16 protein-coding genes are annotated in these 16,135 nt (G+C 45.0%); 12 read left to right on the forward strand and 4 right to left on the reverse strand.

All coding sequences use genetic code 11. The features are described from left to right. The first annotated feature begins 216 nt into the window (after nucleotides 1–216). The 10 genes from ACI49J_RS09270 to ACI49J_RS09315 all read left to right on the forward strand — a co-directional run bounded on the left by ACI49J_RS09270 (nucleotide 217) and on the right by ACI49J_RS09315 (nucleotide 8,850). Nucleotides 217–735 (forward strand): hypothetical protein, encoded by a 519-nt coding sequence (locus tag ACI49J_RS09270; RefSeq protein ID WP_240254430.1) that lies wholly within the window; start codon nucleotides 217–219, stop codon nucleotides 733–735. A 451-nt stretch (nucleotides 736–1,186) separates the two neighbouring features. After that, complete coding sequence (locus ACI49J_RS09275) at nucleotides 1,187–1,798, forward strand: quinol oxidase (protein ID WP_240254428.1); 612 nt, start codon at nucleotides 1,187–1,189, stop codon at nucleotides 1,796–1,798. Nucleotides 1,799–1,802: 4 nt separating this feature from the next. Then, the gene (locus ACI49J_RS09280; RefSeq protein ID WP_240254426.1) at nucleotides 1,803–2,045 is read left to right on the forward strand and encodes a hypothetical protein; all 243 of its coding nucleotides are present in this window, start codon (nucleotides 1,803–1,805) and stop codon (nucleotides 2,043–2,045) included. Nucleotides 2,046–2,133: 88 nt separating this feature from the next. Then, nucleotides 2,134–3,729 (forward strand): ethylbenzene dehydrogenase, encoded by a 1,596-nt coding sequence (locus ACI49J_RS09285; protein ID WP_240254424.1) that lies wholly within the window; start codon nucleotides 2,134–2,136, stop codon nucleotides 3,727–3,729. Nucleotides 3,730–3,766: 37 nt separating this feature from the next. Beyond that, nucleotides 3,767–4,675 (forward strand): hypothetical protein, encoded by a 909-nt coding sequence (locus ACI49J_RS09290; RefSeq protein WP_240254421.1) that lies wholly within the window; start codon nucleotides 3,767–3,769, stop codon nucleotides 4,673–4,675. Nucleotides 4,676–5,088: 413 nt separating this feature from the next. Beyond that, nucleotides 5,089–5,286, forward strand: a complete 198-nt coding sequence (locus ACI49J_RS09295; RefSeq protein ID WP_240254419.1) for a SepZ protein — start codon at nucleotides 5,089–5,091, stop codon at nucleotides 5,284–5,286. A gap of 9 nt (nucleotides 5,287–5,295) precedes the next feature. Next, on the forward strand, nucleotides 5,296–5,904 hold the full coding sequence (locus tag ACI49J_RS09300; RefSeq protein WP_240254417.1) for a DUF1404 domain-containing protein: 609 nt from the start codon (nucleotides 5,296–5,298) through the stop codon (nucleotides 5,902–5,904). A 98-nt stretch (nucleotides 5,905–6,002) separates the two neighbouring features. Continuing rightward, a complete protein-coding gene (locus ACI49J_RS09305) occupies nucleotides 6,003–6,155 on the forward strand; it encodes a hypothetical protein (RefSeq protein ID WP_240254415.1) in 153 nt (50 codons plus the stop codon). A 9-nt stretch (nucleotides 6,156–6,164) separates the two neighbouring features. Beyond that, complete coding sequence (locus tag ACI49J_RS09310; RefSeq protein ID WP_240254413.1) at nucleotides 6,165–8,036, forward strand: hypothetical protein; 1,872 nt, start codon at nucleotides 6,165–6,167, stop codon at nucleotides 8,034–8,036. 37 nt (nucleotides 8,037–8,073) lie between these two features. After that, entirely contained in the window at nucleotides 8,074–8,850 is a 777-nt protein-coding gene (locus ACI49J_RS09315) for a hypothetical protein (RefSeq protein ID WP_240254411.1), read from the forward strand. 103 nt (nucleotides 8,851–8,953) lie between these two features. On the opposite strand, the gene ACI49J_RS09320 is transcribed toward ACI49J_RS09315, so the two are convergent. The 3 genes from ACI49J_RS09320 to ACI49J_RS09330 are packed head-to-tail and all read right to left on the reverse strand — an operon-like array spanning nucleotide 8,954 to nucleotide 11,533. Continuing rightward, nucleotides 8,954–9,148 carry a hypothetical protein gene (locus ACI49J_RS09320; protein ID WP_012020437.1) on the reverse strand — a complete coding sequence of 65 codons (195 nt, stop codon included), beginning with the start codon at nucleotides 9,146–9,148 and terminating at the stop codon, nucleotides 8,954–8,956. A gap of 5 nt (nucleotides 9,149–9,153) precedes the next feature. Next, nucleotides 9,154–9,438 (reverse strand): hypothetical protein, encoded by a 285-nt coding sequence (locus ACI49J_RS09325; protein ID WP_240254409.1) that lies wholly within the window; start codon nucleotides 9,436–9,438, stop codon nucleotides 9,154–9,156. Further along, a complete protein-coding gene (locus ACI49J_RS09330) occupies nucleotides 9,431–11,533 on the reverse strand; it encodes an AAA family ATPase (RefSeq protein ID WP_240254407.1) in 2,103 nt (700 codons plus the stop codon). Before ACI49J_RS09330 ends, ACI49J_RS09325 begins: the two co-directional genes overlap by 8 nt. Nucleotides 11,534–12,006: 473 nt before the next feature. On the opposite strand from ACI49J_RS09330, the gene ACI49J_RS09335 reads away from it, so the two are divergent. Both ACI49J_RS09335 and ACI49J_RS09340 read left to right on the forward strand, forming a co-directional pair. Beyond that, a complete protein-coding gene (locus ACI49J_RS09335) occupies nucleotides 12,007–13,866 on the forward strand; it encodes a 4Fe-4S binding protein (RefSeq protein WP_240254405.1) in 1,860 nt (619 codons plus the stop codon). 9 nt (nucleotides 13,867–13,875) lie between these two features. After that, nucleotides 13,876–14,856 (forward strand): CBS domain-containing protein, encoded by a 981-nt coding sequence (locus ACI49J_RS09340; RefSeq protein ID WP_240254403.1) that lies wholly within the window; start codon nucleotides 13,876–13,878, stop codon nucleotides 14,854–14,856. A 15-nt stretch (nucleotides 14,857–14,871) separates the two neighbouring features. Here the strand turns inward: ACI49J_RS09340 and ACI49J_RS09345 are convergent, their stop codons facing one another. Continuing rightward, nucleotides 14,872–15,951 (reverse strand): MFS transporter, encoded by a 1,080-nt coding sequence (locus ACI49J_RS09345; protein WP_240254401.1) that lies wholly within the window; start codon nucleotides 15,949–15,951, stop codon nucleotides 14,872–14,874. Nucleotides 15,952–16,135 lie beyond the last annotated feature (184 nt).

Genomic DNA, 16,135 nt, shown 5'->3' on the forward strand with positions numbered 1-16,135 from the left:
GGCATTCATTCAATCTATTTTACGAATTCATGATCCTGTGAAATCACCATCTCATGGTCTTGTTACTTTGAAGAACTGTTGCGTGTTCAGGAATGAGTTGTGATTTCTAGACTTTAAGGTGGTCATACCATCCTTGTTGAAGATACTTCCATTATTTGAGGAAAATAAAGCTTATAAATATCAAATCAATGGTTACATCAAAAAGAAGGATGTCTCATGTGCCATTACAAGATCCTGAAGGTCAACAGGCCCATAAAAAAGTCGGGCAGGATCCTTCTCTTGAAAGAGAATATCTTTGAGATGATAATGAATGAGCCCTATTTCTCCGTTCTTGTCTCCGATGACAGGAACGAGTCCGGAGTCAGTAAGAGCTATTACTACTCGCTACTAAAGGATCTAAGAAAGTTAAAGCTTGTGGAAGATAATGCACTGGCATTTAAGATTATTTTATCTCATAGATATGAGACAAACTGTATAAAGCTTATTCCAGACAAGATAGCCTTTGTGTCTGACGGTAAGATTCAGGTAACCATGGAACTGGACGAAAAGGCTAACTGTCTTTCTTGTTCATTAATGGCCGAGTGTGTATACGGGCTCAAGTTGTTAAGGAATGAAATTAAGATCAAGATTCCTTCGTCCATCACTGATCCACACTCTAGATGGCTTAACACAATCCTAGGATTAATAGAGGACATAAAGAGGGCAGAACGTGAAGCAGAGATTATTATAGGGTAGTCCATATTCTTCAATATTAAGGATTTATTTAAACCTAATTAGATTTATTGAAGAGCATGAAGTGATACGTTGTACTTAAAACCATTTAACCATAAACACTTTTACAACATTAGTGAAAACATAATGAACAATCAGTGAAAACAGTCTCTTTCAAACTAAGCTAGTTTATCCCTAAATTAAAAAAACTTACCATGATTACCCATTCAATAGCTATACTAAAAAATCTTTAAACCCTGTTAATGTACAGTATGATGTAAAAGTTTTTTGGGATTTTACAAAACTAGTAGATATATCTATCGAAGTGAAGCCGACATGTCGATGGCTCAACAGTATGTCCAAATCTCGATAATGTTCTGTAATCATTATTTTAGAAATACAAGAAAATGGTATCTTACTAAAGAAACAAAAGGTTTTTAAGTAGGTTTATTGGGGTTGTTATTAAGGTGAAAAGGTGAAACGTGGTACTGTAATTGCTCTATTCTTCGTTTTAGTTATCGTAGCTATTATATCATTGGAGACACAGTACAGCACTTACGACTACCTTGGGTTTAACCCAAATTTTGTCTCTGATCATATTCCTGCCGGTGAAGGCGTCGTGCACGCTGAATTCTCTAATGCCATAGGCTCCTATAAGGGTCCATATGTCATCATTTACGTTACAGGACAGCAGTGGCACTGGGACTTCTACCCCCACGATAAGGTTTACACCAACTTCACGGTGGTGCCCGTGGGTGAGCCAGTGGTTTTCGTGATACATAGCGTAGACGTGTTCCACGAGTTCTTCATTCAGGCTGCAACATCTAACTTCACTATTCCACTAAGCGTAGGTGCAGAGGCAGTACCTGGCTACTACTCGTATCTTGTATTCGTCTTCCCGAAACCAGGGCTATATCACGTTGCCTGTGCTGAGTATTGTGGTACTGCTGCCACTGGCCTAGGCCATTCGTGGCTGGTCGGGACAATACTAGCCACCTCCAACGCAACGCTAGCCTCTGAGATAACGGGTGGAATAATGCCACAGGGAACATGGGATCCATACGTGAATTCCTCGTCCAGCGGGTGAGAAAATGGCCAACAGTAATTCCTTCTTATATCTTGGAATTATCCTAGCCATAATTGGGCTTATAATACTAGTAGCAGGAACAAGGACTGTTACGTATCCTGTGGAATACTTCGACGTTAATGGAATGAACTTAACAACTGGGACTACAGCCAACTACTTCATAAACTTCTTCGGCCTTGCTATCTTCCTATTCGGGATAGGTTCCCTATTATCTCACGCGGAATTAAGGAGGAGGTCAAGGAAATGATGTTTTCACAGTTCATGGTTTATGAGGTGAAAGCGTAATGGCAAATGGAAATAATGTAAAAACTCTTCTTATATTAGGTTTCGTTTTTATGTTAGTTTTAGTCGGTGTAGCATACGGTGCGGATGTTCTATTGAACGCTGCTTCTAACGCTGCCAACACTGTAACCGCCTACTACATACCCAACGCTCAGATAAATGAAGGAAACCCGGGATCAGAGTCATTCTGGCAGCAAATACCCTATAGCGCAGTTCCATTGGAGCCAACAGTTCCAGTTCCCGATGGAATATCAGGGCATACGACGATAGTGTATGTTAAGGCTGCCTGGACATATGTCCAGGGAGTACCCTACATCTTCATTCTGATGAAGGCTCCAGTGGTTGGACAGGAATCTTGGTTAGCTTGCCCAGAAAGGACACCAACAGGACAATTATGGCAACCATTCGTGGATGCGGTTCCAGAGGGCTGGTGGGTTGTGAATGTGTCCTACAGCTCGAGCAACCAAGGTGTGGCTTCAGTCTATACTCTTCCCACATCAGAGCAACTAGGTTATCCACCAGGTCAGGCGCTCGTAAATCCAATAACGATATATGTGTATAACCAAAGTGGAAAGCTATATGGCCAGATAATGGGTGCTGTAGATGCTCAAGGCAATCCTCTCAACAATGGAAATCCAATAAACATAACCTCCATCAACCTGAACTACAATGGTACTCCAGTGACATCATTGAGCCAGTTCCTTGCCATGGGGCTTAACGGGAGTACATGGGGACAGGATACCTACAACCTGTTCTATCCAGAGGACACTGCTGGGTATGTATCCCTATTCTATAACAGCACGTACATGTATCCTGAGAGGTTAGCCATCCTGTGGTTGTTAGGTGGAGTTCCCAGTTCATGGACCCAGGTAGCTTACACACCTCACATGATGCCTGGAACCTCTGGAGCCCTATCTGCCGGGCAAGCTGAACTCTGGATATTGAACAATAACCCAAGGGCGAACAACACACAGGACGCTGGTTATCCAGGTCCCACCCTATTTAGCAGAAACTCTCCACCACCTTACACTCATTATCCTCAGTACAAGGACCCGCTTAACCTAGGATATCTGCAAAATCAGGGATTAATAGCTGATGCCTTCGTGAACGGTTCATCGATCTACTACATAGGTGGCGACTACCAAGTTGCTTTCCCCTCGCTTAACAATCCCCACGTCAATCCCTTCGAGGTCATAAATGGTATGGTCAATGGGTCGCAGTTATGGGATCCCTCAGTAGTAGCTACAGGCTTCCAGTTCGTCAACTCCCCAACAGGCCCATACATGATTGCTGAGTTCGCTAGGACCTTCTCCACTGTGGGAGTGTCTGGAGGACAGGGTGAGTCCCACTATCAGATCCAGCTACAACCAGGGCAGACCTATCACGTGGCATTTGCCGTCTTCCAGGGAGGCTCAGGCGAGTCCGTAGACTTCAAGTCTATATCCTTCTGGTGGAACCTCTACATCCAGCCAGCTAACTCCAGTTCCACAGGATTCCTGCCATTTATACTGCTGGGTAACGCCTTTGCAGCTCCAGCTATTGCCTTCTTCCTATTGAATTATAGGACTCTTCCAACCCAACTGATAAGGCTAAATACAATAATCAAAATATTTAGGCAGATAGGAAATGGACCACAAAACAGGAGTTAATTTAACTCTTTTTTCCTTTATTTATGTTTTGGCCCTTATGTTCGAGCTCATGTTTAATAGGGAATTTCTAGCTGGGGTCATTCCCATTGGTATGGCAGCAAGTACGCCTATCGTGGAAAGGGTATTTTCAGTCATGTTCGTAATAGGGGAGATAGCCTTTGGCTTAGTTCTTATCATCCAGCCAATACTTATTGGTATGGCGGGTTATTACTCGGGGATTAACGCCAAGGGTAAGGCTCTGATTTGGGCAAGCCTCTATCTTTCCTTGCTTTTAGACGCAGTTCATCTTTACCTAGGTTACGACAATACTTCCTTCAATCCACCAGTTTTATACTCCCTGGTCTACGTCTTTGTGCTTATTTCAACCTTTATTGTGGTGACGGTATATCTCAAAGAATGGATTCTCTTGTTTGCTTTCATACCAGATCTGCTAGCTTACTTTGTACTGGTGGGGAACTGGCTCATCGAGTTAAGTAATAGTTCGGCTTACGGCGTAATTACGTCATTTGCAGGCGAGATCATGGCCTACACTGTTATCATTTCTGGCTCTATATTCATAGCATACGCAATCAAGCGAGGCATTTCGAAGAAATATTTGGCGCCTATAGCAGTTTTGGCGACCGCTATTGGTGCACTGGTGTATATGAACGCTATTCCTGGACTTGGAATTATGATAGGGGTCGTATTTCCCTACGTCTTAGGCATTCTAGGAGTAAGGAATTGGATGCCCCCCATAATATTCGCTGTAGCGATACTGGGGCTAGGTTCAGCCTTTCTCCTTTATAAGAAAGATCCTGCTGTCTCCTTGGCCTCTCTGGCGTTGTTCTTTGGGGCTCTAGTATTTGATACCGTGGATACGACTGTTTATCTTCTGATACCTGTAACTGCGATCTCCATACTCGCTCTTTTACATGGACGTGGGGTTCCTCAAAGGACCGAAGGGTAATGCGACTCTGTTTCAATGCAAATTCCTTCCCCTTTCTAGACAATTTTAGTGACATAGTAATTCAAACGATTCCCGTAGAGAAATAATAGGCAGAAATGAACTTGTATACTACATTCCTAAAATGCTGGATTCATGTAGGTTAAGGGAAATAAAAGGACCGGAGCAACAAAGTCCTTATATATAAGTTAGTTATCACTTTATTGTATTACATGAGTTTAATTTGATATTCAATTAATTCCATTAGACTAATAAAAGTAATATCATACTACGGCCACTGTGCCCAATCTGGATATTAATGTTGTTCTCTACTTGATCCTTAACTAACTTGTAACAATTCTCTGAAAGATCGGGGAATCGAATCCTCTAGTCATAAACATTTATAAAGTAGAATAATAAAGTAAAACATGATAAGTATGGCTGGAGTAAAATTTGCTCGAAGGGTATTAGGCTCTGTTATAGCAGCTATAGGTGTAGCTGCCTGGATATCAGATTTATTCCTGATCCAGACTTTACCATACACACAGTATGCCGATGATGCGCTTGTAGCCATAGTTCCACTTTCAGGTGCGGTACTGGTCGCAGGAGGCGTGATTCTAGGACTATGGAATTAGGGGGTGAACGTGACGCCTAAGGCAAGTGACTCATATCTTTTTCTAGGGTTGGCCCTTGTGGTGGCCAGCATAAATCCTTTCTCGTTGCAGATTTCCGCGTCTCAGGAAGTTGCGAAATTCTCCTTTGATATGATGCTAGTTTGGGGTGCAGGGCTCATAGGGATATGGCTTGCGAAATTCATGTACTCCAAGGGAGGCAGGACTTTCTCCTCCTTCCTAGACTTTAACTATAAAACAAGAGGACTAGTCCTATCTTGGTTAATAGGGGGCGCACTTCTGACCTTTTGGTATATTCCAGGTCCATTTGAGGCTAGCGTGATAAACCCGAGTGCTAGAGCTCTTCAGTTGATCTCCTTCACGGTGGCTGGACTTGTATCAGGTATAGGTTGGGATGCCATGACGAGGGTGTGGAAGAGTATTACAATCTTCGCGGTCTTTAGCATGATGGCCACCATGGCGGAGATCTTCCTAGAGATGGGTTCTTACTATGCCATAGACGTGTATAAGCCGTATTCAGTCTCACAACTAGTGGAAACGTCCTATTTCCTATTTGCCATGGCCTTTGTACCGTCGACATATTACATGGTGAAGATACTCAAAGACCTAGATATATTCTGAACAAGTTTTTCTTTATTCCAGAATATTTTGAAAGCATTCCTATCAAACATCCTCGAAAGGTTTTTATATCATTTCTAAGTATTCTATCTTGATAAATAATGGCACTTTTAGAGACTCAGCTAAACCTCTACCAGGTTAACTATTTTCTGATGTCAATAGTATTTCCGATCTGGTACTACATAATAATGTGGAAGGCTGACAAGGATCCCCAAGTTGACCTGGATCAGCTAGTCAAGCAAGAGTCGTCATGAGGGGGTCCTTTGGAGTCAATAAAGTTAACTGATATTTTTAACATTAGGAGGAACAAAATTATTTTTTTCACCACTTTTGTCCTTTATTTTCTCTTCTATCAGTACGTGGATAGGATCCTTCTCGTGAGTAATGTACTTCTTCCCCAAGGAGTTAACGTAATAGTCACTACTTCAACACCAGTTCCTCCCTCACAGATGCCATATCCCCTATGGGGTCCGTTCCTCGCAATTACCACGAGGTATTTTGATTGGGCCATGACACCTCTGTCCTTGGGGATATCCTTCATTCTTTCCTTCCTTGTTGCGCTGAACGTCACGCTTTACGTGGCTCTCTTCACGCTCATGAGGACTAGGACTACGCATAAGCTTGCTGTATCCCTAGGTCTCCTTGCAACCTCGCTCTCCTGCTCATGTGAGCTCTTCACTGCGTTGATCGGGGCTACGGTCTCCAATATTCCCTTTCTAGTCTCAATTGCATTCATGGACACCTTAGGTGAACTTCTAACCATAGTTGCCGGCGTGATACTAACGATTTCCTCGTTGGTGATTGCCTCTGAAATTACCGGATCCAATCCCTTTGCCTGGATGAAGTGGAATCACGGAGTTGTGCCAGCCCTTGTGTTCACTGGAGCTATGTTCTTGATACCGAGCTCAGAGACTTTCTTCCTTGTTAGAATTATTGATGGACTCTTGGCGGGTGGGATATGGGGGTACATCCTTTCAAGGAAGCTGACTGAAAGGATTAACTTGTCCCAGGGTGTAAGGAAAACACTGTTCCTGGCTTCAGCGGTCCTGGTTAGTATACAATTTCTTCTCTTTCCCCTAATGCCCATATGGTCTTTTTCCGCGGTTTCGTTGCTGGCCGGTTTGCTGGGATCACTTGGATATACATCCCTCAAGCCCTGGGTGAGACTGGGTCTACTGCACGTTATTGGTTGGTCCCTTATCATGCCTGGTCCTATCTCTCTCATTTTAGGATCCCCCATCCCCTTCTTCAACATCACGGGGGGACAGGCCATTCTCCTTTGGATAACTGCGTGGATATTTGGAACCCCCATAGCCTGGTTGGCAGGGATACAGTATCTCCAGTACATCAGGGATAAAATGAGTCAGTACTCCCTAACTCCTTCCCAATTGAGAATACCTCAGAGGTCTAGAACCGACGGATTAACCTGGATAGTCCTAGGAGGGGTTGCAGTCTTCTCTCAGATCGTCTTCTTCATTACCCACTCGGCCTACTTCCTTGATTATAACGGCTACGATCTAGTCTTCCTGGAGACCATGACCCTTTCAGCAACAGGATTAATGATCGCGGGCCTAGTTCTCATGGGTTACGGAGGTTACCTGATGATCAAGTCGAGGTATACCATACCTAAGATCAACAGGAGGTACTTTGTGATAGCCAGCGTAGCCTACGCGATAGTGGAGATGCTTGTCACCAAAATGATGATAATAGCGCCTACAGGCTATCCCTACCCTCCAGTACTACTTCTAACGTATGGGGAGCCCATGTATGCCCCAGCGGTCACAATTTACGTACCTGGGATCATAGGATTTTACCTTTATCCGGCCTCAGTTCTGGCCCTTATAGCTTCCTCTGTTTTGTCAGGTGCAATATGGGCACTGGTGTTTCAGACTAGGAGGAGAAACCTAGGTTCGCTAACAGCCTTCAGCGTTCTCACTGCGTGTCCCTCATGTGGACTCTCCGCTGTGGGATACGCGGTCACCTCGGTAGTGACGGCCTCAAGTGCCCTCATGACCTTCTACGGCGATCTAGGTTTTACCCTAGCCTCTGTGGGAATATTGGTGGGGCTACTAGTCTACGTTATTAAGAGCACGACCACCTGTAGGGTAGACCTCACTAAGATAAGGCAGTCTTAAGTCCTATACTTTTTTACCCTTTAGGTAATCTTTATTTATGGGAAATGTTAGTCTGGTTCTTTTGATAGGGATTGCCTCCCTCATGGTAGCGATAATAGTAGCACTTCTTTACTACGTTTTCAAGGTGACAACAAAGATAGGGACCTTCTTCCTTTACTTTGCCTTTTTCATGATGGCATTCATGTTGGTAGGCGCATCCATTTATCTCTTCAATCCCACAGAGACGAATCTTGGAATAGCTGTCGGGGTAAACATGGCGTCCATGATACTCCTCCTGGGATATTTCTTTGCAGTCGCTGAGAGGCTTACGGAGAGGATTGAGTTCAAGTGGTATCATTACTACTCCCTTTCAGGGCTTGTGGTGGTCAATGAGGCACTCATGGGACTCACCTTTGGTCTGGCGCAATTTGGGGTGAAGAGTTTCTCCTCCCTGGTTTCGGCCGTTGACAACTCCTTGAATAGCTACTGGTTCTTTTACCCCATGATGGCCGAGATGCTCTCGCTTTATCTCATCTCACTTAGTAGGGGGAGAAACAACCTGAGTCTCTTCCCGCTAATAGGTATCTCCACTTTTCCGCCTGTAATCTTTCAAAACTTGCTGATCTGGAGATACTTCTCCCTTATTGCCTCCCTAGGATTTTCGGTGGTGGGAATAACGTTCAAGGGATATTGGAGATATATTTACGTGGTGTTGGCCTTGGGGTCTCTCCTTAGCATAATCACTCCTTGGTTGTTTGACCTAGGTATACTTGCTGGCATGATTGAGTATTATGCCACCTCCTTCAGGGTTGAAAGAATTTCGAGGTCTAGCTGATTGTAAAATGGTAAGGACGAGATTTTGGCTCTCAAAATCTAACTTGCCAAAGGTAGGCCACAGCTTCTTTGCCCTAACCGGTCCCGCTCGCAAGTCCCAGGAACTAGTAGTCGAAGTACTTCTGAATATCCTTAATTACGAAGAACAGAAGAACAGCGCAAACCACAAGGTCCAACGCCAAGATTCCCATGAACAAAACAGAACTCTTAACGAATATTATATCAAGGAAAAGTACTATTGCGAAGAGAAGTCCTATCTGAACCAAGTTTACTAGTGATCTCATCCCCTCCGTCGGCATCTTCTTCACCTTCTGAATATCTTACGTGAGAACAAAACCACGAGGAATGGAATCATTTCCACCATTATGATGTAAGCTGGAGTGTACACTACTGTTCCCTCCAAGAAACCAAGAATACCAAGATATAGAATTATCATGAATATAAGTTTTATCTCGATACTTGATAAATAGAAGAGATCTAGCCAACTCACGAAATCCTGCCATCCAATACCCAGGACTATCAGCGTAAATATCCCTGACATTCCAACGGAGTAAACCCAGAGTCCCGCAATGGAAAATATTTCAAGCATATGTGCCAGTTAACTTCACCCTTTCCATGAATGAATTATAATAGTTTACCATGGCTTGAGTCACCGTGGGCTTCACCGATTTCAGGGACTCCACAAGGTCCTCGAAGGTTATTCTTGAGGTTTTCCCTTCTTTCAATGACCTCCTGATGGCCAAAAGGACTGCCCTGTTAACAACCCCCTTGATGTCGGCTGGGGTAAAACTCTCGGTCATCTTAGCCAAGTAGGAGAAATCAATGGATTCGTCAAAGGGATGTTTAGTGACCAGCCTCTGGAACATTATCTTCCTAGTCTCGAAATCGGGTGGAGGGACGTAAACTAACTTCTCAAGTCTTCCAGGCCTGATGAGTGCAGGGTCCACTATGTCCGGCCTATTTGTGGCTGCCATAAATATCACTCTCTCCTTTCTTGAGGAAACTCCGTCCATCTCTGTGAGCATTTGGCTCAGTGCCCTGTCTGTCACCTTGTTCGGGTCTGATCCCCTAACAGTGGCAATTGCATCAATCTCGTCAAAGAATACGACTGTTGGTGATGCCTGTCTTGCCCTCTTAAACACCTCCCTTATGGCTCTCTCGGTCTCACCAACCCACATGTTCATGAGTTCAGGTCCGCTCACCGCTATGAAGTTAGCCCCACTCTCGTGGGCCACTGCCTTTGCCAACATGGTCTTACCTGTTCCTGGAGGACCGTAAAGCATTACGCCAGATGGCACTTCAGCTCTCATTTCCTCGTATAACTTGGAGTACTTGAGAGGCCACTCCACGACCTCCTTCAACTCCTGTTTTACCTGGTCCAGTCCTATGATGTCCTCCCACGTTACATTTGGAATTTCTATCCTAAACTCCCTCAAAGCCGACGGCTCCACAATCTTCATGGCGTTTTGAAAGTCTGCAATTGTTACCTTAACCTCCTCTGGATTCTGAGTCCTGCGCAGGGCACTCATTGTGGCTTCCCTAACTAGGGCCTCAAGGTCTGCCCCAACAAACCCGTTAGTCATGGAAGCTATGGCCTCTAAGTCCACATCCTCCGCGAGCGGAATCCTCCTGGTATGTATCTTTATGATGTCCAATCGCGCCCTCTTATCGGGGACAGGTATTTCTATCTCCCTGTCGAACCTTCCAGGTCTCCTGAGGGCAGGATCAATGGCGTTAGGCCTGTTTGTTGCCCCCAAAACCAGCAGTCCCCCACTTGAGGACACTCCGTCCATGAGGGTAAGCAATTGGGCCACAATTCTCTTGTCAGCCTCGCCGTTAGTTACATCCCTATTGGGAGCAATTGCATCAATTTCGTCTATGAATATCATTGAGGGGGCGGATTTCTCCGCCTGTTCGAATATCTCCCTCAATCTTTTCTCGCTTTCTCCGTAGTACTTGGAGCCTATTTCAGGTCCACTGATGAAGAAGAAGTTTGCCATAACGGAGTTAGCTAGGGCCTTAGCTATCAAGGTCTTTCCTGTACCCGGTGGACCATATAGGAGTACCCCCTTGGGAGGGCGGAAGCCAAAGAGTCTCGGAACCTCGGGCTTTACCAATGCTATATCTATGATTTCCTTGAGCGACATAATTTGATCAGTTAGACCTCCTACGTCCTCCAATGATACTAGCGGTATGTTCTTTTGGGTTTGCTTGATTATTTCGCCAGTTATTTCAATTTCTGTCTCCCCGACTATCATGCCAACCTCGGCCCTAGGTTCAAAGGAAACCACGGCAAACTCTCCTTGCTTAGTACTTAGGGGTATGCCCCTCGACACGGGAATGCTTCTCAGTTCTAGGTTGAGCCTCTTGGTGTCAAAGGTCTTTTGTGATGAGGGGGCTAAAACAAGGGAGTTCAAAGGAACTGGCTCAACTTTCCTAACAACCACTTTCTCTCCGTTCCTTATCCCAAGATATCTCATTACCTCCTCATGGACTGATATACCTCCTGTGCTCTCCCTATCCTCTTGTACAAGGAGAGGGTAAATCCTATTGGTTACGAGGATTATGGTCTCGCCATAGGAGACACCCTTAGACCTCATGAGCTCTGGGTCCAGGAGACAGGTATTCCTATTCTTTACCTTTCTAGTCCCATTAAAGACCTTAGCGAAGAACTCGTTAGTCATCACTATCAAATAATGTAATACCCCTTGGGATAAAAACTTTCATAAGAAAATCTAACGCATTTGAAGCTCCAATTTTGAAGAAGACTTCACGATGAATTGGAAGCCTGTCTGGTTAGACAATTGGATTGAAAGAGGCAGAGGATGAGACTGGAACCGGAGTTAATCCATTAAAATATGAATCTAAAATTAGGCACTAAAGTTAACATCTAACTCTATTCTACGGTCTTTAATAAAAAGAGTACATCGATTTCCTTATCTATTACTTAAAAAACTAACTTCTGTTCATAAGTTATTCATAATTATAATTACATTATTATAGCAAAGACACTATAAAGTTTAAATAATTTATTATCAAACTTCATGTAAGTTAACAAATCTTAGAAATCTTTATAAATGATGTCTTCTCTAGAGAAAGAGAGGTTGTACACAAAAATGGTTAGTCATGTTAAATTATGTATAAATATGGTGAGACTATGGAGAAGTTAGAGTACAAGGTTACTAACAGGATTAGGAATTATGAAAGGAGATTCAATTTTTATGTGGCTCTCTCAACCGTGGGAACAGGGGCATTCACTGGAATAGCAGTATTACTTAAACAAGTTTTGATGATAGAGACCGGTATATTACTTTTCACTACAGCTCTCACAATTCTGGCCGTTAATCTCGTACTGGATCTAACGGTGAAGTCCCATTCCAACACCTGGGTCTTTGCCTCTCCTCCTAGAGAGATAGTGAAGAAGGTTGACAGGGTGGGAAAGGAGATCTGTGAACATCGTCCATCCCTACTTGAGGGGAATAACCCAGTGTCCAGGTTGGTTTCTAAGCTGTTTAAGAAGAGCTGGGCCCATTTCGCAATCATTCTTCCAAGTTTCATAATATTCTACGTAGTAATGGTTGTGGGTTTAGTGGGGTATCAGAAGCTTGGTCCTGCAGGGATATCCTTGGTGAATTTTGCCTCAGACATTAGCTGGTTGTTCTGGTTTCCCTTACTCTGGTTGTTGACCTGGCTAGCTAACGGCAGAGCGTGGTGCCAGACCTGCCCCTTTAGCGGTCAGGCAGAGTGGGTCCACAGATTGCATCCCTGGAAAAAGATGAGCAAGAAATTAGGGCTCAACCTCAGGTGGCCCATAAAGTACAGCACCATCTTCTATTCTGCCGTAGGCTTCTCGGTCCTAACCTGGATGGAGGAGTTTTACGGAATTGGAGGTCCTGGAATTCCGGAACTGACCTCAGTGGTGTTGATATACATTGGTGCCCTGGAGCTCTTCATTAGCCTGCTCTTCCAGGACAGGACCTTCTGCAGGACAATTTGTCCCCTAAGCGCCCCTTTGGCCATAACCACGACAATCTCTCCACTTGGAACCTTCAGGGCGAAGAATCCTGAGGTATGCAAGTCCTGTACCACTAAGGATTGCATGAAGGGGAACGATAAGTTCCACGGTTGTCCTTGGTTCGCCTCCCCAGGAAGTAAGGAGAGCTCACCCATGTGCGGGCTAGCCTCGGACTGCTACAAGGCATGCCCCCACGACAACATTGACTGGCAGGTTAAGAGGTTCCCATGGTTGAGCGATCTCGCCGGAGGCAAGAAGAGGTTTGATATAGCCCTCTCAGTGACTCTCCTAACTGGGGTTGTCCTCTTCCAGTTCCTTAATGCATTACCCTTCTACTCCATGATAGATACCTGGCTAAGCAAAGTGACAGGATGGGTTAATTTCGCCCAGCTACTAGTTCCTGGACTGTCCAAGTTTGGCTATTCGACCCAAGGTTATCCCAACCCCCTGGATTACTTTGCCATCAACATGATACCTATCCTTGTGGTCCTGGCTGCAGCCAAGTTTGAGGAAAGGAGGGGAGTACCCCTGAAGTGGGGATTCACGTCGATATCCTATGCACTGATACCCATCTTCGCGGCATCGTTACTGGTGAGAAACCTACCCAAGTTTCTAGGCGGATCTCCGTTGATCCTCAACGAGATCCTTGACCCCACTGGGGCCGGTATGCATAACAGTGAGATCTACTCAACCTTCTGGGGAAGCCTGCTTCACTCCCTGGGTCACGATCCGCTCAACGCCACGGCTGCCTGGTGGGTTCTCCTTGTGATGGAAGCTGTAATGGCCTTCGGCATCTACCTAGGATTGAGGGCTTCAAACATGCTCGCTGAGACTGACGGAGTGAGCAAGTGGACATACTATGCCGTAGTTCTGGGGTTTGGGCTAACCTTCATGCTAGTGACCTACTGGATGTCTTCCCCGGCCTCTCCCACGGCGCCCTTCTACAACCAGTATCTCGGAAACCTCCTCTACAACCCACTTCAGGCTACTCCGCCGTTCTGAGGTGATAACATGGATCCCATAGTTCTGATTGATGTGGATAGATGCGTAGGATGCTACATGTGCCAGAGGGCCTGTGCCCTGGCTCAGTGCATAGAGATCAACGAGGTGACTAGATTTGCGGAGGTTGTTAGGCCCGAGGATTGTACCGGTTGCATGGCTTGCGAAAGGGCTTGCCCATATGACTGTATAGTTGTGCTAAGTGATGAATCGCAGGTCCCCTTGAGGGCAAAGATCACCCTTTCCAGGGTGAGGAGATACGCCACGAAGAGACTGGTGATGGGTGATCCAAGGTGGAGCGTGAGGAGGGGAGCTGAGGAGATGACTAAGGAAGGTGTGGGATCTCTCCTGCTGATGAACGGAACCAAGATCGTTACTGAGACCGACGTACTGGAGGCTTGGATAGGTGGCAGAGAGGAGGAGCCACTAATTAACTTCTCCAAGGACGCAATAACCATTGAGGGAAAGGCTACGGTTGAGGAGGCCCTCAGGATCATGCTTGAGAAGTGTATTAGTCATTTGCCTGTCATAGAGAGAGGGAAATTATCAGGCATGATCTCCCTCAGGGATGTGTTGAGGGCTTCTTCCGTGACCTCTCCAATACTTGACGAGAGTATTCTTCCCATAAATCCTAGGGAGAAAATTGAGAAATACGCGATTCAGGTTCCTGTCGTAGGAAGAGTAACTAACAGGGAGCTATACTCTATCCTTAAGGAGAGGAAACTTAAGGCTACCGTAGTGAGAGAGGGCGAGAAGGTAGGTTTGATCTCAATAAGGGATCTAACCAAGGCCCTGGCTAAGGGTAAAAGTCTCGATGATTTGATAGATCCTAGATGGATAAATCCTGTATCCTCAGAGGAACAGATTTCCAAGGCAATAGCAATAATGATGGAGCATAACCTAAGGCATCTGCCGGTGTTCCAGGGGGCAGAACTGAAGATGCTCAGCGTAAAGGAGATAGCCAAGCATGCAGTGTGGATCAAAGTGACATGACCTTCATAGACTTTTTCACTCTACCTTTTCTATCCTAGTTTCTTCTAAAAATGGTAAAATAAGGCTTAGAACCATAAGGGAAAGGGAAGTCGCAAGGAGCACCTCTTTCAACTCGTATCTAAGAAGTGGATAAGAGAACGTGCCTATGGCTCCTCCTAACCTTCCCATAAAAAAGAGGAATCCATTGAAGGTTCCTCTATCGGTGGCGCTTCTAAGTTCTCCCACGTACAAGAATGAGAATCCGAAGGCTAAACCCGAGAAGAACCAGACAGAGACAATTGCACTGAACCAGCCAGTGACGGAATATGTAACTAGCAAAACCCCTATTAGAAAGTAGGAAAAGAAAAGCATGTGCTTTCTCCTGAGTGCCGAGATAGTCAAGACTGAACCTATCGCGAAAAGTGTCCAATTGATTAACTGAGTTCCCATGGAGTATCCAGGTACGTAAACAGCAAACGATGCTAAGACCATGGTGAGGACAAGTTGACCTAACCCGGTGACCAAGGTTGCTATACTTGAGGCGTTATTAACTGTAAACTTTGAGGCGTTATTAATCCTGGACGAATTGAGCCAAACTTCGCTCTCCCTAATCCACCTGTGGAGGGCCACGGCAATTAGCGGTGGAACTACTCCTAGCAACAACGCAATCCTCCAGGGATATACGAAAAAAGGTATTATCGTGGCACTGAGTGCTCCTATGGCCCAAGAAGCAAAGATAAGACCTACCCATTTTTTCGAAATCTCCGTTAGAAGGGTGGTTGAGGATGGAATTTCACCTCCAATTCCTAGACCTACCAACAACCTTCCGAGGATAAGTGCACCGTAATTCTGTGCCGTGGCACTGATTAGAGACCCCACAATGAAAAGGATTAACGAGATGAGATAGCTCTTTCTCCTTCCCATGATGTCACATACTAGTCCAAGGATAATTGCCCCTACAATGGATCCTAGAAAAGAAGTTGAAACTAGAAGTCCAGTCTCAAGCTGTGTAGGTTTAAAGGCCTTAAGTACTTCTCCCAGTACTCCTGCAATAATCAGGAGATCAAATCCGTCGGTGTAACCACCCATTGCCAGTACCAGGAGTGTCTTTTTCATCGGGCATGATAGGATCAATAACTTAAATGATCAACGAAAAATGCAAAAATTGCACATATCTAGAAAGGACTCAGGGTACCATAATGTCAATGATCTCTAGGCACGTTGATGACTCAGACAAGGCAATCTCCTGTCTCCGTCCTGTTTCTCAAAATCTCGAGGAATCTCTATTTTCTAAAAAGTT

The sequence above is a fragment of the Metallosphaera sp. D4-4 genome (genome assembly GCF_046245145.1).
Lineage (GTDB): Archaea > Thermoproteota > Thermoprotei_A > Sulfolobales > Sulfolobaceae > Metallosphaera > Metallosphaera sedula.

Excerpts from the sequence above, each read along its gene's own strand:
- ACI49J_RS09325 (WP_240254409.1), bottom strand. The coding sequence starts at position 9,438 with ATGCTTGAAATATTTTCCATTGCGGGACTCTGGGTTTACTCCGTTGGA.
- ACI49J_RS09320 (WP_012020437.1), bottom strand. The coding sequence starts at position 9,148 with ATGCCGACGGAGGGGATGAGATCACTAGTAAACTTGGTTCAGATAGGA.
- ACI49J_RS09290 (WP_240254421.1), top strand. The coding sequence starts at position 3,767 with ATGTTCGAGCTCATGTTTAATAGGGAATTTCTAGCTGGGGTCATTCCC.
- ACI49J_RS09305 (WP_240254415.1), top strand. The coding sequence starts at position 6,003 with ATGGCACTTTTAGAGACTCAGCTAAACCTCTACCAGGTTAACTATTTT.
- ACI49J_RS09315 (WP_240254411.1), top strand. The coding sequence starts at position 8,074 with ATGGGAAATGTTAGTCTGGTTCTTTTGATAGGGATTGCCTCCCTCATG.
- ACI49J_RS09270 (WP_240254430.1), top strand. The coding sequence starts at position 217 with ATGTGCCATTACAAGATCCTGAAGGTCAACAGGCCCATAAAAAAGTCG.
- ACI49J_RS09285 (WP_240254424.1), top strand. The coding sequence starts at position 2,134 with ATGTTAGTTTTAGTCGGTGTAGCATACGGTGCGGATGTTCTATTGAAC.
- ACI49J_RS09330 (WP_240254407.1), bottom strand. The coding sequence starts at position 11,533 with ATGACTAACGAGTTCTTCGCTAAGGTCTTTAATGGGACTAGAAAGGTA.
- ACI49J_RS09280 (WP_240254426.1), top strand. The coding sequence starts at position 1,803 with ATGGCCAACAGTAATTCCTTCTTATATCTTGGAATTATCCTAGCCATA.
- ACI49J_RS09345 (WP_240254401.1), bottom strand. The coding sequence starts at position 15,951 with ATGAAAAAGACACTCCTGGTACTGGCAATGGGTGGTTACACCGACGGA.
- ACI49J_RS09340 (WP_240254403.1), top strand. The coding sequence starts at position 13,876 with ATGGATCCCATAGTTCTGATTGATGTGGATAGATGCGTAGGATGCTAC.
- ACI49J_RS09295 (WP_240254419.1), top strand. The coding sequence starts at position 5,089 with ATGGCTGGAGTAAAATTTGCTCGAAGGGTATTAGGCTCTGTTATAGCA.
- ACI49J_RS09335 (WP_240254405.1), top strand. The coding sequence starts at position 12,007 with ATGGAGAAGTTAGAGTACAAGGTTACTAACAGGATTAGGAATTATGAA.